Genomic DNA, 23,623 nt, shown 5'->3' with positions numbered 1-23,623 from the left:
TACTAGTTTAGATCGATGATTTGATTGCTGTTACCGAAGAGTTTTAATAAGCGAGCTGCTGGTGCCGCAGCATTGTCGGTGAGGAACTTCTCATGGGCCTCTTTGACGGTTTTTTTTCCGTTCAGGTTATTTACAAATTCTGAGGACCATACTTGTGCAGCGTTTGGGCCCATTGTCCAACCCCAGCCTAAGTAGGCCGCATTACTCCCGAATGACTGTGCGAAGTCACTTGATCCCGTGAGAAGGGTGTTTTTAAGGATTGCATCATCCTCTGACACTTTTGAGGTTTGCGCGCTCATACAACCATCTACTATTACCAAGTTATAATCGAGTTGTAATTGGGTAAGTTTTGTCGATGAAATTAAATCATCGGCTCTAGTCTCGGCATCCTTAAATGCAAGTCCAATAAAGTCAGTTTTGGTCGTTCCATCGTCTGTAACGCCATGAGACATTGAATACCAGATTTTTTTGCCCTTAATATAATCTGAGATTGTATCTTCTGTGCCTGCGTTGAAGTCTCGAAGTACTGTATAGCCCAAGTTTTCAATTGGCTCTGCAATCCTGTCTTCGGGATCGAGGCCTTGTCCAAATTTTGAAATAAAATCGAGTGATTGTAATACAACTGCGTTTGGCTCAACTTTTATCTTATTTCCGAAAAGATTTTCAAACGATCCAAGTAGCACGAAAGGGCCCGTTGCCGTGATATCCATATTTGACCCATAATACAGAGAAGATGTAGAAACTTTTACTGGAGTATACGAACTATCAAGAAAATTGCTATCGCTCTGTTCATCGATAACAACATATGTAGCAGTAGAATCGTAAATGTTCGGCATTTGCTTCTGGAAATCAACCTGAATTGTTCGATTTTCCTCATCGGATGCATTCGTTAAGAGTTTGATTCCTGCGGAGGCGATGTCCTCAATGTTTGCATGGATTCGCACCTTCCACGCAGCAAATTCGGGAACATCAATTTGTTCATGGCTTAGGTTTGTGTTTGTGGATTCTGCTATGTTACTGAATGTGATTGAGTCATATGTATATAATGAAATCAACGAATTGCTAATGCCTGAATTGAAGTCACTAAGATTGATGAGTATATGGTTATCGATTGAACTGCTCAGGATTTCAATTGTTATCTCATCGCTTGTGTAGTTATTGCTTTCTGCTCCGTCTTCAATCAATGAAAATGGATTTGCTATGTTGTCTATATACAGGGAGCCGGTTAGTATGTCGGTCGAGCCGTGGTCAATTCTTAATTCTGATAATTTTATACCGATAGAGTTGCTGCTAAGGAATGTATTGGACGAGACTTCGGTTTCGTAGAGTTTAATTGAATAGTCGAAAATGCCTATATCGGTTAATGTAAGTTGTGCTACTAGTTCTTCTTCATCTAATGGGCTCAGGATTGGTGGCTCACTAAGTGTAAGTAGAATGCTGTCAGTGTTGTTCTTAAATGATAGATTGTTTACTCCTGTTTCTGTCATGGTTTGTGTTTCACCAGCGAATGTTATACTTATTGTATCGATTTCGCTGTCGTCTAGGTCCTCTAATGTCAGGCTTAGGGTTGGCAGTATTTCACCATAGGTTGGCAATCCTTTTCCGCTAGGGTTGTTGGGTGAAAACATTGCCAAGTAGTCAAGTGGACTATTCTCAGAGTCTCCGCTTGATTGAATGTACTCTAGTTGAAAGAGTAATAGATAATAGCTTTCTCCGAATTCATTCAACGCATGGCCAACCACGAAAGAGCCATCGTCAGAGATTGCGTCGATGTTTAGGTTGGACCATTCTGATTCGCTCCCTAGGATCTCTGCTTCAGTTAGCAATCTACCATTTCTCCAAAGTCCTTGCTCGGTAAGTAGCAGGCCCTTTTCGGTGATCTTGGTGACATCAAGCGGATCTCCTTCGAATTGGCTTAAAATCGTGGAACCCTGTTCTGGTTCAGTAAGTGACATTGTTTGTTCTTCACTCCAAGCTTTCCATAGGCCGTCCATTTCATTGATACGACCAAATGCTGGGCAGTTTTCAGAGCCAGAACTTACTTGTAAGGAGTATCCATCGCTAAATTCTATATTGGTGTCACCTGAGAACCCCTCGTAACCTGCTCGCTGACCGCTTACGATTTGAAAATCTCCAGAATGATTTGCTTTTATTAGGCTAAAACCTTCGATTTCAGGAATTCCTTCATCTGTGAAATGACTTGTCATTTCTCCTAGGGGGTGGTCTGCGGGGTTGACTATTTCAGGCGAATAGCTACTCTGATGAAAGTATGCATATGTGAAGACTGAGTCATTTAACAACTGGTCTTCGCTGTAGGTAAGCCCATAGAAAAATAACTCCCACCACACAGCCTGGCTTAGTTGCCATTCGCCGTTCACTAGCTCGTAGTTAGAAAACTCTTCGTACGAATAATAGGCTGAAACGTTAAAAAAGGCATGGCGATTTTCATCCAAGGTGCCATTCTCAATTAAAATATTTGAGCTTCTCTGGACGGCATTATAAAAAGCCTTATCCCCGCTTCCAATTTGTTTAAAGCTTACATCTAAATTATAGTCGAAGCTGTCTCTAAATTCATCGAGTTCAATGGTCTTGAATAATGTGCCTGCTGAATCGACTGCATAAACTTTTGGGTGCAGGCCTGTTTCATAATACATGCAGTCTCCGCGATTGTTGAGGTCGAGAAAATACCCACTAATCGATGAGGGCGTGCTGCCCAGTTTTTTTAAGTTAAACTCACCGGTATCGAGAGATTCAAACGCGACAGTTCCTTTATTATTAAGGCTGTAGATTTGTCCATATGAGGATTTGGGACCCAATGGGACAACCGAGTAAACTACTTCGGGAGCCGCATCAAAGTTAAGCTTTGCGTCGTAACCGACTGCATCGTCATAATCGTCTCTATTGGAAGGGTCCCCATCTGTATTCCAACTTGGGGCATTATCTGGATCAGTTCCTCGCCTATAGACTTCAATATAGTCACTTAAGCCATCGCCATCAGTATCGAACACAGTAGATGCGCTTTTATTTGAGGTTCCATTTTCATCTTCAACTAGCCTTTGCCCGTCTATGCTAAGGAGGGCTATAGGTGCGATTGAGCACAGGAAGGTAACCAAAACTCGCTTTATCGATGTCATTGTTGTATTATGTTGTAGTCCTGATCTACGGTAACTGTGTATAGGTTGCCATCTGTTGGAGAGTTTAGCTCATTATATTTCAGCGTGAGCCTAGTGATCATCTCTCCATTTTCTTCCTCGCGAATTAAAAATTCACTATTCGAAGACGCATAAGTGCGCCATGTAAATTTGGTCATTCCATTTCCAATGTCGTATTCGCGAAACTCATACGGCGGGGGTGAGTAGGCGGGGTCTGTCGTCAATGTAAAGTGATTCGTTTGAATCGTGGTTGTAGGAAGTGAGACAGTTACTATGGTTTCTATTGACGATGAAGTGATGGGGGCGAGAAAGTAGGTTGATGCGCCTAGCAGGGCAGTCTTTTTTACTAGTTTTGCCTGTAAGTTTTCGCCTGATTTTGTATCTGATAGCCCTGCATACCCATCGGCGACTTCAAAAATGACTGGAGCATTATAGTAGGGTAGGCCTTCGGAATTTTCGACTTGAATGTAGAGGGACTTTTCCGCAAATGCTCCTGGCATTGCTATTTGCCCGTCGCCTTGGATGATGCGTAGTGTTGGCTGGTCGCCATTAAAGTAGTCTAATGCGTCGCCTGACGCTCCTGTTAAATACTCCTGTAGATTGGAGAGTCCGTCACCATCGTAATCGTCGATAGGGCTGACATCTGAAATGACAATAATCGTATTGTTTGGATCGTAGTACTCTGAATTGGGATCAGTAATAATTTCATTGATCCATGCCGAGGGGACGTTTGCCCAGAGAACATCTGCATCGTCTGGGATCCCGTTGCCATTAAGGTCTAATGCTGAAAAAAGATCGGTTCCGTTATCTAGTTCTGTTTGATTTTGGATGCCATCACCATCAAAGTCTAGAACGCCAACATCTACGGTGCCTACGGGGGCATCTGTGAATTTGAGCCTGAAGAATGCCCTTTGGGCTCCACCTTGAAGAGAGAAGTTGAAGCTATCTTCCACCCTGTCTTCACCGACGAATATGCTATTAATATACGTCCAGTTATCTAAGTCATCGCTTGTCTGAATTGTATAGGCATGATCCCTAATACCCCACCACGAAACTGTGTTTGCGCCTGTGTCTTCGTCATGTGAAATTATTAGGCCAGAGTTTAGATCACTAGAGGTTTGCCCATGCCCGATTGTTTGCATCAGTGCATATGCTAGGGTAATAGTGAATTCTCGTTTCATTTTTCTTCAATCCAATAAGTTAGCGTGGTGTCTTTCGACTGGGGGTGTGCTTCTCGGTAGCGTGCTCTGGCGTCATTCATCGCCTCTTGATTAGCCAGCTTTTGCTTTAATTTTTCAAGGTTCCCATCGTAGTATGCATGAATATCGTCCAATGGGATAAAGGCGGCTTCCTGCTCAAATACGTCGGGATCGTCAGACACGACGAAATATTCTGAGACTCCAGAAAGTGTCGTCGGCAAATTCGGAATCTCTGGTAGTCTCATTTTAACGCCATGGGCTTCCGCAGCTTGCCTTTGGTGTTCCATATCCTCGATGGATTCGCTGAATACTAAAAGCGAGAGTCGGTAGCGTGATTTATCGGCTGAGAAATTGGGGAGCGTGCGAAGATATCGGAAGTCGGCCTCGCTCCAAGCTTCATAGAGTTGCCCCTCATGCTGCCATCTTAGATGAGTGACTGGCGAGTTGTTGGCAAAATCGTATACTACGGCAATGAGTGAGATGATCTTTGCTTCCTGCATTTCTGACAGTTGCCGCAGAAGCGCCTCTTGCTCCTTCTGTGTTAACTCAGTCTTTTGGGGGCTCGATTCCTTTCTGGGGAGGTTCGGTGGGGCGATGTGCTCCAAAGTCATGGAGTGATCACCCATGCTGAGAGTCCTTCGCTGTAGAATTTGGGAGTCGATTTTTTGGGCGTCACGCTTAGCCTCTCTAGTTGCCTCTTCGGCTGCGACTATGGCATCTGCCTCTATTGTGGTTAGGAGAGGTTCAGCATTAGCGAACAGGGGTATTGCTGAAAGGAATATTAATGTAAAATTCATTTTATCTAATATAATGGTCAATATCCCTAACGCGGGTGAAAATCACTACAAAAAAATACTTTCTTTCTCTTTTTTATTTCAGAATGAAAATCGTTGACTAATCGTTGACCTATTTTACGTGAACCTATGAGGACTAAAATGAACTATCATGCGCAAGTTGTTGTATATTAAAGGTGAGTGCTTGTTACTAGGAGGGGTTGTATCGGTTCGACCCCTGTCCCGAGTACCAGTAATCATGCGGCTCGATTGAGTTCGGCGAAGCTTGGCTCAATGATTTGCGCAGGGCGCAAATGCCGGTAGGAAGATCGGGGCCGCCTGACTTTGGTTATCATTGGTGGGAGAATATTTTCTTTTTCCTTTAAGCTTTTTTCTTTTTCCTGCTCCCATGCACCGACTTCGTCCATGGCAACGTCTCCGCAAGCGCCGCGAATTTGACCGTGAGCGTGGCGTCGGACTGCGCTATGAGTGTCCGGCGTTTCTGTGCCGTATATTGCCGCCGATGGACCCGACGGCTCGCCCTTGCCGGCGTATTGGGGTCATTGCCAGTCGTCGGCAAGTAGGCAATGCGGTGCACCGCAACCGCGCCAAACGCCTGCTCCGCGAAGTATTTCGACTCCACCAGGACGCATTGCCAGAGCATTGCGATGTGATCTTTGTCGCCCGCAGAGATGTCTTTACCCAGGATTTTACCGAGCTGGAGGCCCGTTTTCAGGATGCCGCGCAGCGGGCGCTGAAGCGTTGGGCGCGCCGCGAGAAGCCGCCCCCGTCATGAGTGACTCAGAGGCCAGCTTACTCGCCCGCGGCGCTGCAGCGCTGGTCCGGCTTTACCAGATCACGCTCTCGCCGTTGAAAAAGATCCTGCTGGGGCCAGGCGGCGCATGTCGTTTTCATCCAACATGTTCTGAATACACGCGCGTGGCGATTTTACGGCATGGCCTGCTGAAAGGCGGTTGGTTGGGCTTCCGGCGCATCCTCAAATGCGGCCCCTGGCATGCGGGGGGATGTGATCCCGTTCCCGGCAAGCCGGAAACGGAGAAAGTGAACAAATTAAAGTGAACAAACTAAAGATTCAGGTGATCTGTTAGATTTATTCATAACCCTTTGGCGCTTAGGGAGTCTGAATCTTTAATTTTTAATTTGTTTCCTTTAATCTCCCACGCCTTGGCGTGGGGCAAAGATTAGCATTGAAGCGAGCCCGGAAACCGTTTCGCTAGTCCGTTTTCACACGCGCCGCATTTGGCGCAAAAACCTCATGGATAAAAAGAACACCATTATCGGAATCCTGCTCATGGGAGCGGCGATGTTCCTGTTTACACAGGAGGTCCGGAAGAATCAAAAGCTTGCCGAAGAACAATACGACGAGAAGCCACTCGTCGAATCGTTGCCTGAAGATGCAGATGGGGCGTCGGTTGAGGGGCAAGGAGCAGCTAAGGCACAGCCAGCGAAGCCCGGCGAGCCGACTCGCAGTGTGTTCTCCGCTGGCGAGGTGGATGCTCCAGAGCTGGCGATTGCGGCTACGGAGACCGATCTTCCCGAAGAGACCTACGTGCTCGCGAACGAATACATCAGTGTGACTTTCACCAGTAAAGGGGGCGCGATCAAGAACGTCGCCTTTATCGACACGATGCCCGATGGCCGCCTCAAATACCCAGCGGTGTTACACGGCGAGGAGCCTTATATTTTTGGAGCCGGTTCGGAAAAACCGGCATTGGCGATCAGCATTGACCAGGATGAGGACGGGATTCCCGACGAAGTGGCGCCCGACTATAAGGTGCAGGAATTTGATCAGGAGAAGGGCCGCATCCAACTGGCCTACGTGGACGAATCTGGCGTCGAAGTGCGCCGGGCTTACGTGATCGCCGGGATCGGCAGCGAGGCGGACCCTTATATAATAGAACACGAGACGTATTTTATTAACACCGGTTCGAAGCCGTTCCCCTTGCAGGCGATGTTCCTCAATGTTGGTTCGGCCCCCCCCACCAAGGGCGACGTCCGTCACGAATTCCTTAACTTTGGCTACTATGCCGACGGTGATGCGGAATTCCTGAAAATGAGCAAGTTTACTGGCTCGAAGGGCTTCCTGGGCATTGGAGCGAGCCCGCCGCGAGATTTTGTTTACGAAGGCCTCAGCGCTGGCGGTGGCCAGGTGCAATGGGCGTCGATCAAAAATCAGTTCTTTACGACCGTTTTGACGCCGACTGACGCCATGGGCTCCGGCATCTTTGCCAAGCCCATCGATTTGAGCGCGACGATCGAAGACCCCGAGCTGCAACAGGGCATGACTGGCGCCATGGAATTTGATCTCGGCGCGGTTCCGGTGGGTGAGATGAAGTCGATCCGCACCAAGTTTTACGTTGGTCCGAAGGAATATTTCCGTCTCAACGCGATGGGGCAGGATCAGGATGAGATCATGCAGTTCGGCTTTTTCGGCGGGATCAGCAAGATCTTGCTTTGGGCGCTGGTTGGTATCCATGGCCTGATTGTTCCGTTGGCTCCGACCTGGGGTTGGGGCTTTGCCATTATCCTGCTGACTTGCATTATTAAGGGCATGCTCTGGCCGTTGACGCAGGTGCAAGTGCGCTCCGCCAAGGCGATGGGTAAGATCCAGGGGCCGATGAAGGAGCTCCAGGAGAAATACAAAGACAACCCGACCAAGCTTCAGCAGGAGACGATGAAGCTTTTCAAGGAGCATAAGGTCAACCCGGCGGCGGGCTGCTTGCCGATCCTGCTCCAAATGCCGATTTTCTTTGGTCTGTTCTATATGCTGCGGACTTCGTCCGACTTGCGCTTTGCGCCGTTCATGTGGATCAAGGACCTGTCGGTGCCGGACACCTTGCCATTCATGCCGGACTGGTTCCACCTGATGCCGCTCTTCATGGCAGGCGCCATGATCATCCAAATGCGGATGACGCCGACGCCGACCACGGACAACATGCAGCGCAAGGTCTTCCAGTTCATGCCGCTGATCTTCCTGGTGTTCTGTTATAGTTTTCCGTCCGGCCTCGTGCTCTACTGGACCGTGCAAAACTGCATTTCCATCCTCCAGCAGTGGCTCACCAACCGTAAGCGCGATGAGGAAGAAAAGGCCAAAGACACCGAAGTCATCGACGTGACGGAGACCAAGCCAGTTAAGAAAACCGCGAAGAAATCCCCGCAAACTTCTTCCAAAGGCGGCAAGAAAAAGCGTTAAGCCTAAGTTTTTATAATTGAAAGCTGCCGCCGAAAATTATCGAAAGAACCGCTAAAACCCCGCATTTACCATGTCAGGACATTCCAAATGGGCCACCATTAAGCGCCACAAGGCGGCGATCGACGCCAAGCGTGGCAAGATTTTCAGCGTCATTTCCAAGGAGCTGACCATTGCCGCACGCGACGGCGGCGGCGACCCTGAGTTTAATCCGCGCCTGCGGATGCTCATCATCAAGGCCAAGGGCTCGAACATGCCGGCGGACAATGTGGACCGCGCCATCAAGAAGGGCACTGGCGAGCTGCCGGGCGTGGTTTATGAAGAATTGGTTTACGAAGGCTACGGCCCGGGCGGTGTCGGCGTGATCGTCGAAGTCACCACTGACAATAAGAACCGCTCCGCTTCGGAAGTCCGCTCCACCTTCACCAAGTGCGGCGGCAACTTGGCTGGCGCTGGCGCCTTGGCGTTCAACTTTCAGCGCAAGGGGCAGTTCATCATTTCTTCGGACAAGACCGATGAGGAAACTCTGATGGAGGTCGCCATCGAAGCTGGCGCTGAAGATATCGTCAACAACGAGGACCACTTTGAAGTCACTTGCGAAATGTCCGAGTTTGACGCCGTTTCGACAGCTCTAAACGACAAGGGCATCGAGCCCGACAGCTCGGAGCTGGCTTATATTCCCAACACGCTGGTGCCCGTGACGGACGCCGACGTAGTCAAACAAGTCCTTCGCCTAACCGAAACCCTCGACGACCTCGAAGACGTGAAAGCCGTCTGGTCCAACTACGACATCGACGACTCTTTATTAAGTTCGTAGGTTTGATTGTTTGAAGGTTCGAAAGCGATTGCGACGAATCTTCGAACGAACATCTCTTACCCCGACTTTCCAACTTTCCAATCTCCCAATTTTCGAACCTATATTAGACCATGTTCACTTGGCTACAAACCCACATCCAGAAGCACCACAAGATTATCTTCGGCATCATTCTGGTGGTGGTGATCATCTCCTTCGTTTTCACGATCGGCAATTTCGGCGGTTTTGGTAATCCAACCAATCCCAATGCCGGCCCACGTGAATTCTACGGCTTTAATCTGAACTCCGCTCGCGACGTGCGCGCCCTGGAGCAGTGGACCACGATTTCGTTGGCCCTGGATCGCCAGCGTATCTCGGACGAAGCTGTTCAGTATGGCGCCATGCAGCGTGCAGTGTTACTCTCCATCGTTGCTGATTTGCAGATCCCTGAGCCGACCCAGGAGCAGTTTCAGAAATATGTCAGCGAGCGTCCGGCGTTTCAAGACTGGCAGACGGGCCAATTTAGCCAGAAGATGTATGCTGGCTTCATCGACAGCTTTAAGAACAACCCGAACATGAGCGAGGAAACGCTCATCACGACGTTGTCGCAGGATTTCCGCATCGATCAAGTTTCCAGTGCCTTGGGTGGCCCGGGTTATGTGATGCCCTATCTAGCCTTGGAGGAAATCAAGCGCCGCGACACCGTATGGTCGATTGATCTGGCGGAGTTGGACCGCGACACTTTTGAACCTACGATCGAGATTACAGACGAAGCGTTGGAAGAATTTTACCAGCAGGCTAAGTTTCGCTACGAAACCAAGCCGCAGATCGTAGCTGAGTACGTTTCATTTCCAGCGGCAAATTACATCGACCAGGTGGCCGAGCCGACCGAGGCGGAGTTGACCACGGTTTACAACAAGAACCGCGCGGCGATGCCGAAGACAGATGAAGGCGCGACCAAGCCGCTGGCTGAAGTGAAGGATCACGTCACCGAGCTTTATAAACAGGAAAAGGCGCAGGAGCTGGCCTTGAACGACGCCAACAAGTTTGCCGTGGCGCTCTACGATGCCGCTTATGAGGGAACTGTTAAGCAGAATGACCCGTCGTTGGCGGCTTTTGTCAGTGAGCAGGGTTATGAATTGAAGAAGCTGCCGCCCTTCAGCGAAGGCAACCTCAACGTTGGTGGAGTCGTCCCGGCTTCCGGTTTAGGACAATTGCTCAACGTGCACGAAGATCGTTTTTTCACCGATGGCGGCGTGAAGACTGCCGATGGCGCAGCGGTGCTTATTTTGGTGGAGAAGGGCGCTACGTCGATCCCTCCGCTCGCGGATGTGCGTGACCGGGTTGTGGCCGATTATAAGACCTATGAGAAGGGGCGCCAATTTAACGCGAAAGCAGAAGAGGCTCAGGCCGAATTGCAAACCGCGGTGGACGATGGCAAGGACTTCACCGAGGCTGCCGAGGCGCTTGGTTTCACGGTCAAGAGCTTTGACGATTTCACCCTGATGTCGCCGCCCAAAGATAAGGCCATCGACAACTTCGTGCTGAGCACAGTGAGTGAAATGACTGAGGGGGAGGTTTCGAATCTCGTCGGTTTCAGTGACGTTGGCACGATCGTTTACGTGAAAAAGGCTGATGTTCCACAGATTAGCGCCGATTCCGAGCAAGTCGTATCCGAGATGGGCAAGATACAGTCCCAGATTGCGATGGCGACCGAGGCGAGTATCGTCAACGAGCTGATTGAAATCGGGAACAAGAAGCTGGAGGCGGAAGAGAAGCCTGCGCTTTAGTGCTCACTTAGTTTTCACTCGATTCTTTACGAAATCGCCCGCTTTTTTATTCAAAGGCGGGCGATTGTTTTTGCCTGAGACTATGTCGTTGAGATGGCTATTCGGGCCCATTGAGAAATGGAAAAATAAGGTGATGTTACCCCACATCGCATTCCAGTCGCTGACACAGCCAAGGCATTCAGCGCGCTGCTTTGTTGAGTCCGTCAGTTCCTGTTCTCAGTGCTGCGTTGGGCAGAAATTGCCGCTTTTTAAAACGCCAAACGCCCAGGGATTAACCCTGGGCGTCGTAGCCTATCGTCTGTGGTATCGACAGTTATCGTGTATTAATTAAGAGTTGCGACTTTTTGAGCCGAGGTCTTTTCCTTGAAGTTCACAATGCCAAGCTGCTCCAGCGTGGAGGGCGTGAGGCCGCCCATTGGCAGATTGTTGGCCATCTGGTATTCTTCGATTGCGTGCTCGGTCGTTTCGTCGATGTCGCCATCAATCGGTCCAGGATTGAAGCCAGCCTTGTTTAAACGGCTTTCGACTTCCCAGGCCAACTCCGGTGAGATTGTGTCTTCGCAGAGAACGCGCTCCCAACGGGTGTGAGCAGGTTCGATCAACTGTTGACGCGTCATGGTTGCATATTGTGGCTCGATGTAGACTTCCTCGGTTTTCTCCGGGGTCTTTTCCGTGCGCACCTTCACTGTGTCATACTGGGCAGGTATGGTGATTTCACGAGTGGTGGCTGCGGAAACCATTACTTGCTTTTGCACCGTTTTGTATTGAGCTGGAATCTGCTTCACTTCCGTGCGTGTAGGCTGGTCGACAACCTGACGGGTCACCGTTTGATATTCTGCCGGTTTCTCAACGAGGCATACGATGTCGCCAGTTAACTCGTTCGGATTTTCAACTTCAACTTCGCCATCCATCCACACTTTGGTGGCTGGGCGCACGAGGACCTTTTCGCTCACCGTCTTGTACGTAGCCGGAATGGAAATTTTTTCCTCACGGGCTGGTTCGATCATGACCTTCTCCGAAACGGTTTTGTATTGGGCCGGGACGACTTCCAGGCGCGTTTCTTCGGGCTTGATCATGACGGTTTGCTCTGTCCACTCGTAAGATGCAGGCGTCACATCGATGCGGGATGACCCTTCTTGCTGTAGCACGCGCTCGCTCACGGTTTCGAATTTGGCCGGAACGATTACTTCGGCATAACATTCGTTGACCGCAGCGTCTTCCGGGAAGGGCAGGTGCTTGCTTTCGTCGGTGATCGCATAACGCTCCTCAGCAGAAGCCTTTTTATCGAGTGCAAGCTTAGGATATTCCTTGTGAGGAGCGTGCTTGCTTTCATGGTCGCCGGGGCCCTTGGCGTGCTCAGCCTTGGTGGATTCATCGCCGGTAAAGAAATTAGCTACATCGTCAAAAAAACTACTTTCTTCCGCTTCTGCGGATTCAGCAGCATTCAAAGAAGTAACTCCAATAATGCCAGCGGCACAGGTAATGATGATCTTGTTGTTCATATCGGTATCGTGGTTGAGTTAATGTTCGCCTCTTAAGTAACTTGAACTGTGCCAATGTGGTTTTGTGATTTGTAAGATGTTGTTATTGATGTGGATGTGTAATCGATTTTGTTTCGGTGGATTTTCTATTCATGCAATGCGCAATCGAAAAGATGTCGCTACTGTTCGTTTTGCATTACTTGAGTTCTAAATTTGTTTGAGATATGAACAGTTGTCTTATCGCATAAAAAATGCGACCGATCCAACTGAGTGGATCGGCCGCCTGCTGCTGCTATCTATGTTTCCGGGATCGGAATTGATTACTAGCTAACCTAACTTATTTATATCAAGATTGCAGCTTCGTTACTTAGTTAGATGCTGGTTAATTCGTTGCGTCCTTAACTTCGTCTGAAGCATCTTCAGCGGCGTCGCTAATGGAGTCACCAGCGCTTTCTGCTGCATCCGAAATGGATTCACCGGCGTCTTCCAAGTGGTCGCCTGCATCCTTTTCACAACCTGCAAAAAGGCCGATGATGCCGAATGATATGAGTGCGAGTATGATGGATGTTTTGTTTTTCATAATAATCTGTTTTTGGTTCACCCACTACTTATCATGACACATGCCAATGTCGGGTTTGGGTTTTTAAGTCATTGACTGAGAGCGCTTAGCGAGTTTTTGGATGTTTGGCTTGGAAATTGAATCATGCACTTTACTGGATGAGTTCTGCAGAAGATCAGGCAGAGTGCATGGTCGTTGGTTGGAGGTGCTGTGGCGCGTTGTTTTGGCAACTTGCAACATCGTGAAGTCAACTCGCATTGCAAAATATCCGATCGGTGTGCCGGTTCTTTAGCGGAAATTTTTTTCGAAGATTGTATCTCTCTGAAAGACTGATGTTTAGCTCAGCTAACGATGAGCGGGCATGCGTTTTGCGATAGTCGCTGGCATGAACCTGAAAATACCAACTTACGCAATCGAAACTAAAATCTCCAACCTCTACGCCACTGAGCGTTGGTTGCTCGCACTTTGTGAGGAGCATGCTAAAGCTGCCGCCTATAGCACTGTGGGTAGTGGCTGGCAGCGTTTCATCGACGGCAGTCGTGACCGTTGCGAGATGCTCAAGCAGCTAGCACATTTGGAAGGGTGCCGCATTACGTTTGACTGGATTGTGCCAAAGTGCGTGCTGTCATATGACTTCGAGTGCTTGGCCTTTGAGCTCATGAACGATAATGTCGGTGGTGAGCAACTGGCTTTGGCGTTCAACAAAATTTCGCGGCATATCGCCATTGAGTATGTTCGCTTGCTTCACCTTGCGGAAAGCCGAGAAGCATATTCCATTGTGATGGGAGTCGAATGCGTGCTTGAGACCATGCCGCATGAATATGAAGCGCTTATCCACGAGCCCTTGTCCTTAAGCGCATAGGGCGCTATTTTATCATAGTCCCCACAGTAGCGTTTTATCCGGCCTGGTCACATTGCTAATAGGTGACCAGGCCTGTTTTTTCTGCCTGATCAGGCACATACCGCTTTTCTTTTAGCCGATAGAATTGCTCTGGCTCAACTTTTCTTATGAGGCAACAGCATCTTCTTTCACCGCCTGAGCAAACAGGCTTCCGAGACCTTCCACCTTGGTGGGGTGGGTAAAGATCAGGTCGCGAATTGCGGTAATGGGGGCATCCAGCGCCATCATGATTTGAACTGCGGCGAGCAGTTCGGAGGCATCAGCGCAAAATGCCGTGAATCCAAGAATTCGCTCATTTTCATCAATCAAGGCGCTGACAAAACCCCGCGTGGCGGACAGGGTTCGTGTCCGCAATATAGCCTCGGCGGGAATCTGTAATTTCCGATATTTTAGCCCCTGCTCAATGGCCTCATGCTCACTCAGCCCGATTCGCACAAGCTCGGGATCAGTAAAGAGGCAAAATGGTATATTTCGATTATCTGTAGTGCGAAGGCCAGGGCCAAGCAACTGATCTTTTACGATCCGAAAATCGTCCAATGAAGCGTGCGTAAAATGAGGCGTGCCAGCGCAGTCACCCAATGCCCAAATGTCGGGGGCGCTGGTCCGCAGCCATGGATCAACACAGATGTAGCCCCGGGTATCCAGTTCGATGCCAGCTGCATTAGCATTGAGACTCGCGGTATTCGGCGTGCGACCAGTCGCAACGAGAATATCAGTCGCCGCGATGGTTTGGAACTGCCCCCGTGTTGTGTAATCAATCGCCACGGAAGATCCTGACTGCCCTCTTACCTCGGTTATTTCGCAGCCCAGAATGACATCGACTCCCTCATTTTTCATCAGGTCCAGCATCGCCGTGGAAACCGTATCATCTTCCTTTTCCAAAAGACGCACGCCATGCTGTAAAAGCGTAACTTTGCTCCCGAAACGAGCTAGAGCCTGGGCAAATTCCAATCCCACATAGCCGCCGCCAAGAATGACCAGATGTTTGGGTAAATTCTCTAGGTTTAGAGCCTCTACATGCGTGAGTGGCCGCGAGTTCTTCAGGCCCGGCACATCGGGTACTGAGGCATGCGTGCCGACATTGATAAAAATGCGCTCTCCGGTGATGATCTTTTGTTGTGCATCATGTGTCGTGACGCTTAACGCCTTTGCATCCAGAAACCTGGCTTCCCCCATCATTAACTCCGCGCCACTGGACTTGAATCGATCAAGATGCATCGCGACGAGTCCTTCCACCATGGCTTTTTTCCGGGCGATAACTGCGTGCATATTGACAGCCCCACTCATCGCGGGGAGGCCAAACTCATCACCCCGCTTCATCAGCGAAGCAACCTTAGCGCTGTAGATCAAATTTTTACTAGGAAGGCACGCCACGTTTGGGCAGGCGCCACCGATCATGCTGCGTTCCACAACCACGGTAGATTGACCGGCGGCGGCCAAGGTCCAGGCAAGGAACTTTCCGCCCTCACCACTGCCAATGACGATATTCTTGTAAGGCTTCATAATGATAGAGTGTTAATTGATTTACTGCTTGCCCACCGCCCAGATCATTGGGCGATGAGCATGACAGACTTTGCGGGGATTATACTGGAAGCGGCTCCTGCCGAATCGCCTCATTGAGTTGATTGAAGAATGCGTATTCGCCGGGTCCGGCATTGTCCCGATGGGGGCGAGCGGCATCAACGAGGGCTTCAGGCTCATCCGACTTCAATGCCTTCATGGTTTCCGCGACGAACGCATCGAGGTCCATGGCGCGGGGATCGTCGGTCTTCTTGATCAGGTCAGTATTCACCCACGGCGGCGCGATTTCCTGGACGGTCACCGAACTGTCCTGCAGCACGAAGCGCAGCGACATGGTGTAGGAATGCATGGCGGCTTTGGTGGCGGAATAGATGCCATTGTAGGCGAGCGGGGTAAATGCCACCACCGAGGAGTTATTGACAATGGTGGCGCGGTGCTGCTTTTTCAGGTGCTCGATCAGGGCGCTCGTTATGCGAATGGGCCCAAGCAGGTTCGTGTTGACCATCTCAGAGAGTAGGCGCTCATCGATGGGCATTGATAGATCATCAAAGCGCATGACGCCAGCGTTGTTGATTAAGACATTCAGCTTGGGAAACCGCTGGATAACCTTGGACGCAACGGCTTTGATATCATCCGAGTTGGAAACGTCGAGCTGGATCCACTCCATGCCCGGGTGCTCCTTGGCGACGGTTTGAAGCAGTTCCGCGCGACGACCGGCGATAATGACTTTGTTTCCCAGAGCGTAAAACGACTCTGCAAGGCCAAGTCCGATGCCCGAGGCGCCACCCGTAATGAGGATTGTGTTGTCAGTGGTTTTCATTTTATTTATTGATTCTTGTTATGGCTGAGTTTGGATTGAGTTTCCAATACGAGACGCCTAACTTTACCCACCAGGGTGAACTCACCGTTTGGTCTGGCGCCAAACAAATGGAGAAGGCATTGATTCGTCGTTGGAAGACATTCGGCCTTAACTATATCAATCCGCGTGCCAATGGGTTTTTGTTTCATATCTCATTGGAAATGAGCAACTAGCGTGAGATTGTCTAATGGCTGATCCAGGAGGATTTATCGTATAGTTCGAAACTTTGGCCACGAGTGGACGAAAGCTCGTATTGGATGAAACCGATCCTTGGCGACGAATGCCAAACAGGCTAAACAACGTTAATCAGGGAGGTCCGCATCAGGGCTGATTATCTCATTCCTGTAAGGCCGAATCTTCGCACCGTTCGAATTTTCCACTTAATCCAAATCAGCAAGGCAACGCCCATCGCATTGGCCGAAAACGACTTACCCATACTTTCGATATTGGCCTAATTCATGATCACGATAATGGATTCAACGCCAAAGTCGGGCTTAAGCGTGATGTGAAGCGATTACTCCAATCAATTCACATGGACTCACCGAACAAACGGTAATAATCATCCAAGAGCATGAGAGCGATTGCAGAGGAAAAAGAGGATGCAGCCATGGAGGCGGTAAAACTTGTCACTGATAGCATGGTTATTGGACTCGGCACAGGGTCCACCGCGGCGTATGCCATTCGAGCCATTGGAGAGCGGGTTGCCCAGGGACTTAAAATCAAAGCCGTGCCCACATCACGTAATTCTGAGGCGCTTGCCCGCAGTCTGGGCATTCCAATCACCACATTGGCAGAGCACCCAGTGGTCGATTTGACCATTGACGGGGCTGATGCATTTGACCGCCAGCTAAACCTGATCAAAGGAGGCGGAGGCGCCTTGCTTCGTGAAAAGATCGTCGCAGCCTGTTCGCGGAGATTAGTCATTATCGCGGACTCCGGGAAGCTCCATACGCCACTTGGCGGTTTTCCACTGCCGGTAGAAGTAATCAAGTTTGGCGTCCGTCCCGTGTGGCGGCATTTTGGTAGACTCAACTTAAATCCAGCCATCCGGCATGATGCTCAAAAGCAGACGCCATTCATCACGGACGAAGGCAACTACATCATCGACTTGCACATCGACGTCATTACGGATCCAACAATGCTGGCTGGACAATTGCGGTTTCCAGGCGTGGTTGAGCACGGCCTGTTTCTCGGCATGGCTCACACTGTGTTGATGGGTCTGGGCGCCGAGGTGAAGCAGTTCCAGCGATAGGCATTGACGGCATCATACCAAGGTATAATTGCGGCGCTGGCTCATTTCTGGCATAATGGGACTCGAACAACCAATGAATGACCCCGCTAATATAAGTGTCGTGGATGATGATGAATCGGTGCGCGAATCGCTCGAAAGCCTGCTGAAATCAGTCGGCTTCCAAGTGCAGCTATATCCGTCTGCCGAATCATTTCTGGCTGCTCCAGAAAAGCGAGTCGACTGCCTGATTCTGGACGTCCGTCTGGGCGGCATGAGCGGCATTGAGCTTCACCATGCCTTAACGATGGAGCGTCGCGCAGTGCCCACTATTTTCATCACTGGACATGGCGACGCCACTATGCGAGCCCGGGTAAAGGCCGAGGGGGCCGTCGACTGCCTCTCCAAGCCATTCGAAGATGAGGCCCTTTTGTCCTGCGTGGAAACCGCCTTGAGAGGGGCCTCACCGCGTCATTCCGATTTTTGATAAAACAATGAACCGCCATGTCCGCCAAACCTGCACCGATCTGTATCGTCGATGATGATCCAAATGTCCGCGAAGCCATTGAAAGTCTGCTCCTTGCCGAGGGCTTCGACGTGGAGATGTATGCCTCCGCCCAAAAGTTTATCAACCGCGCCCGTCTGGGTCCACTGTCCTGCCTCATCCTTGATGTGGAGCTCCCTGGGCAAAGTGGCCTGGGGCTACAGAACGAATTACTTGAGGCGGGTCTGGATATCCCCATCATTTTCATTACCGGCCATGGCGACATTCCGATGTCCGTCCGCGCAATGAAGAACGGCGCGGCGGGATTCCTCACCAAGCCATTTGACGCCGACGAATTGCTGGAGGCCTTGCAGGAAGTCATGCGCAGCCAGCATGGCGGCGAGGTGGAAACGATCAATAACACCCGGGATATTATCGGGGAAAGCCGGGCGCTTAAATCGATTCTGGGTCGATTGTCCGTGGTCGCGCCCACCAATTCCACCGTGTTGATCCTCGGCGAAACTGGCACGGGCAAGGAGCTCATCGCCCGGGAGATACATCGCCGCAGTCAGCGAGCGGACGCGCCTCTCATCCGCGTAAACTGCGCTTCCATTCCCAAGGAACTTTATGAGAGTGAATTCTTCGGCCATGTGAAGGGCGCCTTCACCGGTGCGTTCAAAGACCGGGTGGGCCGATTCGAAGCCGCTCACGGCGGCACCCTCTTTCTAGATGAAGTGGGCGAGATTCCGTTGGACCTGCAAAGCAAGCTCTTACGTGCCCTGCAGGAAAAGCAATTTGAGCGTGTGGGTGACGACCGCACCAAGCATGCCGACGTGCGCATCGTTGCCGCCACCAATCGTGACCTGAAGGCCGAAGTTGCTGCCGGGCGCTTTCGCGAAGACCTTTACTATCGCCTCAATGTTTTCCCCCTCGAAGTTTGCCCCTTGCGGGAGCGTAGCGAGGACATACCGCTCATCGCCCAGCATTTCGTTAATCTTGTCGTCCGCGAGTCCGGTTGCCCGCGTCCGCGGCTGACTCCTGCTGGGGAAGCGACATTGCGCCATTACAACTGGCCCGGAAATATCCGTGAACTGCGTAACGTGATAGAACGTGCGGTAATCCTCGCCCAAGGCGGCGCGCTGGGATTTGATCTGCCCATTAATGTCGCCGTGGAAGCCGCTCAACTCACAACGACAAGTCATGCAGCGGAGCCTGAGTTTCTCACCGAGCCAGAGCTGCTCAAGCGCGAGCGGGACAATCTGCTCATCGTGCTTGAAAAAACCAATTGGAAAATCAAAGGCCCCAGCGGCGCGGCCGAGCTACTGGGCGTCAAGCCCACCACGCTGCTTTCCCGCATAAAAAAGATGGGTCTTCGCAATAAAAATGCGGCTTCTGAGCTGAGCGCTGTTTAAGACATCGGCATGTGTAAGCGAAAAAAATTTACAGGTGCATCGACGCCGGGGCCATGAAGACGCAAGCACGACAGACTCCAATTTTGGCCGCCGGCCTCTCTCGCTCCTGGCGCTATCGTTGCCCCGTTGGGGTGCGGATGGCGATCGCGTTGTGCTTGGTGTCGTTGGCCTGGGTAATCACTTACACCCTTCGCACTTCGGTTGACGCTCCGTCCTTCCAAACGCCTTTCTTCGTTTGCGCTATCGTGCTCTGTAGTTGGATCGGCGGCTTCGGTCCGGCAATCGTCGCCACGTTGCTCTCGATTTTCCTGATCGAATTCACTTTTACCGAACCGCTTTTCACCATCGGCTTCCGGCTCGATGAGTTGCCGAAGTTTTTCGTCTTCCTGCTGACCGGTTCGTTTATTGGTTTACTCGCGCGTCGGCAACGCGAAGACGAACTTGCGCTGCTGGCGGCGCGGGAGGGGCTTGAGGAAAAAGTCCGCGAACGAACGTCGGAGTTGCAGAACGCCAATGATCGGCTGGTGGAAGAAGTGGCAGAGCGCACCCGCGCAGAAAAGGAACTGCAGCGATTGAACCGCATCTGGCGCGTCCGCAGCGCCATCAACCACTCCGTCACTCGCAGCTCAAGTGAAGCAGAGTTCGTGGCCACGGTTTGCCGGACCATTGTGGAGCTTGGCGGTTGCCATATTGCCTGGATGGCGGATGCGGCGGACTGGTCTACGCCAAAGGCCTATGCTTGCCAGGATGATATGGGAGATTGCTCGCCAGCCTGGTCCCCGGGCAGCATCGGCCTACGTCTCGCAAAGCAGGCCATACAAGCGCCAGATGCCCCGAGCTTCGCGAAAGTCAGCCGCAACGACCCAGACTATGATGGATGGACCACTGCCTGCGGCGCCCACAGCGTCATTGCCCTGCCGCTTGAGCTGGCGGATAAGCCACTTGGCTGCCTACTGCTATACAGCCTGGAAACCGAGGCTTTTGACGAGAAAGAAGCGGTGTTGCTCCAGCAAGCCGCCAACTATATCGCCCAGGGTGTTACTCTTTTCCGAATGCGCCAGGAGCACGATGTCGCCGAAGCGGAACTTAAAAAAACGCAGTCCGAGCTCGCGCGAGTGGCGCGGTTGACAACCATTGGCGAACTAACCGCCTCCATTGCGCACGAGATCAATCAGCCTCTGGCGGCCGTGGTTACTAACGCCAGCGCCGCGCAGCGTTGGCTCAACCGCGAACCTCCCAACTTGGAGGAGGGCTGCGCGGCGATCCAGCGCATTATCCGAGATGGCAAACGCGGCAGCGAGGTCCTCGCTCGCATTCGCGCACTGTTGAAAAAGCAAGAAACCGAACGCGAAACACTCAGCATAAAAGACGCAGTCGAGGAAATCCTTGCCCTGACCCACAGCGAGCTGCAAGGCGTTGCGCTCGAGGTCGAACTTGAGGACGGTTTATCCAATCCAATTGCCGATCGAGTGCAAATCCAGCAGGTGCTCCTGAATCTGATCCTGAACGCCGCCGACATCATGGCCAATCAGGCGCGGACGACGAAGCAAATCCACATCAGCGCTCACGAGGAAGCCAGCCAGATCATTGTCGCTGTTCGTGACACCGGGCCAGGCATCGCAGGGTTGCCGGAGCAGTTATTTGAAGCGTTCTACAGCACCAAAAAGAACGGCCTGGGCATCGGATTGTCCATCTGCCGGTCCATTATCGAAGCCCATGGGGGCCGCCTCTGGGCGGAAAACCATGAGAGCGGCGGCGCAGTCTTTCAATTTACGCTGCCAGTGAACTCAACTAACAAGAGCAATTGATGGAATCCCCCTGTGAGAGCGAGCCACTGGTTTATGTGGTTGATGATGATCCTGCAGTGCGCGAAGCCCTGGGCAGTCTGATTCGTTCGGATGGCTTTCAGGTGATCGCCTACGGGTCTGCCCGGGAATTCCTGAATCGTGTCCCGACAGCAGCGCCCTGTTGCCTGGTTCTCGATGTGCGCCTCCCGGATCAAGGCGGCTTGACCTTGCAGCAGGAACTCGTGGATGAAGGCGCTCCAATCCCGATCATTTTCATCACCGGCCATGGCGATGTCCCCACCAGCGTGCGCGCCATGAAGGCTGGCGCAATGGAGTTCCTGACCAAGCCTTTTGCCGACGAAGATTTACTGTCGGCCATTCGCCAAGCGATCGCCCACGACGCCAGCGCCAGCCAAAAGCGGTCCCAACTGCTTGAGCTGCAAAGTCGCTATGAGATGCTGACGCCGCGCGAGCGTGAAGTCATGGCGCTGGTCGTCCGTGGGCTGCTGAACAAGCAGATCGCCGGCGAGTTGGGCACCCGCGAAGTCACGGTAAAAATTCAGCGCGGCAAGGCCATGCAGAAAATGCAGGCCGAGTCTCTTGTCGAGTTAGTCCATATGGCCGACAAGCTTGGGTTGACTGACTGGCGTCTGCCGCCCTCCGAATAAAAAAACCGGCCAAGCATTGAGCTCGGCCGGGTAGGTTCATCGCGGGGTTTCCTTAGCTGCTTCCCCTGCTATTGTTGCAGAATTGCGTATAAAAACCAGGTGCGCATTTCGCTCTCATCGATCCAGTTTTCGATGAGGCTTGCAGTGGCGACATCGAGATGACGCGCACATACCTCATGCACAGATCGCAGATAGCCAGTCAGCTCCTGGTTATCATAGAGCAATACGGCCAGCATGTCTTCGGCCACCCGGGCGTTGCCCTCGCTGTCGTGCAAGCGTTGGCGCTCCGCGATTTCGCCGATAGACTGCAGTGACGGCGCCCCGAGCTTTCGCGCCCGCTCCGCTATCGGGTCAACCATGCTCAGAATCTGTGTGGCTTGATCATCGAGCAGGCGGTGGTAATCCGGAAAATGCGGACCGCTCACATGCCAGTGGAAGCCCTTCGTTTTCACGTAGAGCGCATAGACGTCGGCCAGCAAGTCGCGGAGCGCTTCACCGATTTCTTCCACCCCTGAGGGGGAGAGCGTGGTGATGCGGCGCTTCGTGTCTTGGATCGCTAAGGTTGTGTTCATCGTCGTGAATGGCTGGATAGTGAGTTCTTCACTGGGCCTATTGCAGGCGCAGTTTGAGTTCGTCCACCGCCTGCTGGATGGCGGCACGGACAGCGGGTATTTCGCTCAAGGCATTGAGCAACCCATAATCGTGGATGAGCCCTTCGTAGCGAACAGCGATCACGTCCACGCCGGCTTCATCCAGCTTGCGGGCATAGGTAGCGCCTTCATCGCGCAGGACGTCGTTGCCGGCGATTTGCACTAGTGCGGGCGGCAAACCCTTGAGTTGATCAATGCTGGCCTGAAGCGGCGAAGCATAGATACTCCGGCGCAGGTTTTCATCGGTGGTGTAGGCGTCCCAAAACCACTTCATCATGCTGCGGGTCAGGAAGTAACCCTCTGCAAATTCGTGGTAGGAATCGGTGTCGAAGTTGGCGTCGGTAACCGGCCAGAAAAGCACTTGGCTGGCGATCGCCGGTTCGCCGCGCTCCTGTGCAATCAAGGCGACTACTGCGGACATGTTGCCGCCGACGCTGTTGCCTACCACAGCCAGGCGCGAACCATCGACGTTGATTTGATCACCGTGTGCAGCCACCCATTTCGTGGCGGCGTAAGCCTGATGAATCGCGGTCGGATACTTGGCCTCGGGCGAGGGCGTGTAGTTGACGAACACGCAGGTAAAGCCGCTTCCGACCACCAGATCGCGCACGAATCGTTCATGGGTCTGGAAGTCGCCGAGTATCCAACCGCCGCCGTGGAAGAACATGAATACCGGTGTTTTCTCGGTCAAGCCGACCGGACGAACGATGGTTAAACTGATGTCGATGCCGTCCTGCACGATGATTTTTTCTTCAACATCGGCGGGTGGCAACGTGACGCCAGCGTCTGCCTGGGCGTCGATCAGCACTTGCCGCGCAGCGGCGACAGAGAGTGTTTCAATAGGCTGGCCGCCACTGGAATTGAGCGCCTTCAGAAAGGCGCGCACGTGGTGGTCGACACTTGGATTTTCTGCGGGATCGATGATCTCTGTAGTTTTCATGATTATGCGATTTGATTTTTGATGTGCGAATTGCGCCTGCTCTCATTTCAATAATCATGCCAGACATCGATATTTCATAAGTCATTTAACTTAAGTGAATTACATATATGAGGCTTGCGATTGATAGGGTTTGAAAATACGTCCGTCCGAAATCTGGAACCCACTCAGGCGCAAAAATCCGCTCCTGTTGAGGGCCGCTATCTTAATTCCGCGGA

Annotated in this window: 21 protein-coding genes; 12 read left to right on the top strand and 9 right to left on the bottom strand. The window is 51.6% G+C overall.

Annotation, left to right across the window (positions count from 1 at the left end; all coding sequences use genetic code 11):
• Positions 1–2: 2 nt before the first annotated feature.
• From RBB63_RS05640 to RBB63_RS05630, 3 genes are read right to left on the bottom strand one after another with little or no spacing between them, the layout of a single operon-like run.
• The gene (locus RBB63_RS05640) at positions 3–3,134 is read right to left on the bottom strand and encodes a thrombospondin type 3 repeat-containing protein (RefSeq protein WP_309381959.1); all 3,132 of its coding nucleotides are present in this window, start codon (positions 3,132–3,134) and stop codon (positions 3–5) included.
• Positions 3,131–4,333, bottom strand: coding sequence for a hypothetical protein (locus RBB63_RS05635; protein WP_309381957.1), 1,203 nt, complete (start codon positions 4,331–4,333; stop codon positions 3,131–3,133). Before RBB63_RS05635 ends, RBB63_RS05640 begins: the two co-directional genes overlap by 4 nt.
• Entirely contained in the window at positions 4,330–5,148 is an 819-nt protein-coding gene (locus tag RBB63_RS05630) for a hypothetical protein (protein WP_309381955.1), read from the bottom strand. The genes RBB63_RS05635 and RBB63_RS05630 overlap by 4 nt, the downstream gene beginning before the upstream one ends.
• Before the next feature lie 385 nt (positions 5,149–5,533).
• On the opposite strand from RBB63_RS05630, the gene rnpA reads away from it, so the two are divergent.
• The 5 genes from rnpA to RBB63_RS05605 all read left to right on the top strand — a co-directional run bounded on the left by rnpA (position 5,534) and on the right by RBB63_RS05605 (position 10,918).
• Complete coding sequence (gene rnpA, locus RBB63_RS05625) at positions 5,534–5,920, top strand: ribonuclease P protein component (protein ID WP_309381953.1); 387 nt, start codon at positions 5,534–5,536, stop codon at positions 5,918–5,920.
• The gene (yidD, locus tag RBB63_RS05620; protein WP_309381951.1) at positions 5,917–6,204 is read left to right on the top strand and encodes a membrane protein insertion efficiency factor YidD; all 288 of its coding nucleotides are present in this window, start codon (positions 5,917–5,919) and stop codon (positions 6,202–6,204) included. Before rnpA ends, yidD begins: the two co-directional genes overlap by 4 nt.
• A 196-nt stretch (positions 6,205–6,400) precedes the next feature.
• Positions 6,401–8,338, top strand: coding sequence for a membrane protein insertase YidC (gene yidC / locus RBB63_RS05615; protein ID WP_309381949.1), 1,938 nt, complete (start codon positions 6,401–6,403; stop codon positions 8,336–8,338).
• A gap of 70 nt (positions 8,339–8,408) precedes the next feature.
• Complete coding sequence (locus RBB63_RS05610) at positions 8,409–9,152, top strand: YebC/PmpR family DNA-binding transcriptional regulator (RefSeq protein ID WP_309381947.1); 744 nt, start codon at positions 8,409–8,411, stop codon at positions 9,150–9,152.
• A gap of 110 nt (positions 9,153–9,262) precedes the next feature.
• A complete protein-coding gene (locus RBB63_RS05605) occupies positions 9,263–10,918 on the top strand; it encodes a SurA N-terminal domain-containing protein (RefSeq protein ID WP_309381945.1) in 1,656 nt (551 codons plus the stop codon).
• A 323-nt stretch (positions 10,919–11,241) separates the two neighbouring features.
• Here RBB63_RS05605 and RBB63_RS05600 read toward each other — a convergent pair whose 3' ends face one another.
• Positions 11,242–12,420 (bottom strand): peptidoglycan-binding domain-containing protein, encoded by a 1,179-nt coding sequence (locus tag RBB63_RS05600; protein WP_309381943.1) that lies wholly within the window; start codon positions 12,418–12,420, stop codon positions 11,242–11,244.
• A gap of 361 nt (positions 12,421–12,781) precedes the next feature.
• Positions 12,782–12,979, bottom strand: coding sequence for a hypothetical protein (locus RBB63_RS05595; protein WP_309381941.1), 198 nt, complete (start codon positions 12,977–12,979; stop codon positions 12,782–12,784).
• A gap of 340 nt (positions 12,980–13,319) precedes the next feature.
• Between RBB63_RS05595 and RBB63_RS05590 the strand changes: the two genes are divergently transcribed.
• Entirely contained in the window at positions 13,320–13,820 is a 501-nt protein-coding gene (locus tag RBB63_RS05590) for a hypothetical protein (RefSeq protein ID WP_309381939.1), read from the top strand.
• A gap of 144 nt (positions 13,821–13,964) precedes the next feature.
• On the opposite strand, the gene RBB63_RS05585 is transcribed toward RBB63_RS05590, so the two are convergent.
• Together RBB63_RS05585 and RBB63_RS05580 are read right to left on the bottom strand one after the other, a co-directional pair.
• On the bottom strand, positions 13,965–15,362 hold the full coding sequence (locus tag RBB63_RS05585) for a dihydrolipoyl dehydrogenase family protein (RefSeq protein WP_309381937.1): 1,398 nt from the start codon (positions 15,360–15,362) through the stop codon (positions 13,965–13,967).
• Between the two features lie 79 nt (positions 15,363–15,441).
• A complete protein-coding gene (locus tag RBB63_RS05580) occupies positions 15,442–16,200 on the bottom strand; it encodes an SDR family oxidoreductase (RefSeq protein ID WP_309381936.1) in 759 nt (252 codons plus the stop codon).
• A gap of 20 nt (positions 16,201–16,220) precedes the next feature.
• On the opposite strand from RBB63_RS05580, the gene RBB63_RS05575 reads away from it, so the two are divergent.
• The 6 genes from RBB63_RS05575 to RBB63_RS05550 all read left to right on the top strand — a co-directional run bounded on the left by RBB63_RS05575 (position 16,221) and on the right by RBB63_RS05550 (position 21,818).
• Entirely contained in the window at positions 16,221–16,412 is a 192-nt protein-coding gene (locus RBB63_RS05575) for a hypothetical protein (RefSeq protein ID WP_309381934.1), read from the top strand.
• 398 nt (positions 16,413–16,810) lie between these two features.
• Positions 16,811–17,491, top strand: a complete 681-nt coding sequence (gene rpiA / locus RBB63_RS05570; RefSeq protein ID WP_309381932.1) for a ribose-5-phosphate isomerase RpiA — start codon at positions 16,811–16,813, stop codon at positions 17,489–17,491.
• Positions 17,492–17,564: 73 nt separating this feature from the next.
• Positions 17,565–17,954 carry a response regulator transcription factor gene (locus RBB63_RS05565; protein WP_309381930.1) on the top strand — a complete coding sequence of 130 codons (390 nt, stop codon included), beginning with the start codon at positions 17,565–17,567 and terminating at the stop codon, positions 17,952–17,954.
• A gap of 17 nt (positions 17,955–17,971) precedes the next feature.
• Complete coding sequence (locus tag RBB63_RS05560; protein ID WP_309381928.1) at positions 17,972–19,363, top strand: sigma-54-dependent transcriptional regulator; 1,392 nt, start codon at positions 17,972–17,974, stop codon at positions 19,361–19,363.
• Positions 19,364–19,416: 53 nt separating this feature from the next.
• Positions 19,417–21,171, top strand: a complete 1,755-nt coding sequence (locus tag RBB63_RS05555; RefSeq protein WP_309381926.1) for an ATP-binding protein — start codon at positions 19,417–19,419, stop codon at positions 21,169–21,171.
• On the top strand, positions 21,171–21,818 hold the full coding sequence (locus RBB63_RS05550) for a response regulator transcription factor (protein ID WP_309381925.1): 648 nt from the start codon (positions 21,171–21,173) through the stop codon (positions 21,816–21,818). Before RBB63_RS05555 ends, RBB63_RS05550 begins: the two co-directional genes overlap by 1 nt.
• Before the next feature lie 68 nt (positions 21,819–21,886).
• Here RBB63_RS05550 and RBB63_RS05545 read toward each other — a convergent pair whose 3' ends face one another.
• Together RBB63_RS05545 and RBB63_RS05540 are read right to left on the bottom strand one after the other, a co-directional pair.
• The gene (locus tag RBB63_RS05545; RefSeq protein WP_309381924.1) at positions 21,887–22,390 is read right to left on the bottom strand and encodes a Dps family protein; all 504 of its coding nucleotides are present in this window, start codon (positions 22,388–22,390) and stop codon (positions 21,887–21,889) included.
• Positions 22,391–22,427: 37 nt separating this feature from the next.
• Positions 22,428–23,408 (bottom strand): alpha/beta hydrolase, encoded by a 981-nt coding sequence (locus tag RBB63_RS05540; RefSeq protein WP_309381922.1) that lies wholly within the window; start codon positions 23,406–23,408, stop codon positions 22,428–22,430.
• Between the last annotated feature and the right edge of the window lie 215 nt (positions 23,409–23,623).

This window comes from Cerasicoccus frondis (assembly GCA_031296915.1).
Classification (GTDB): Bacteria; Verrucomicrobiota; Verrucomicrobiia; order Opitutales; family Cerasicoccaceae; genus Cerasicoccus; species Cerasicoccus frondis.
This window is presented reverse-complemented; position numbering and strand designations above follow the sequence as displayed.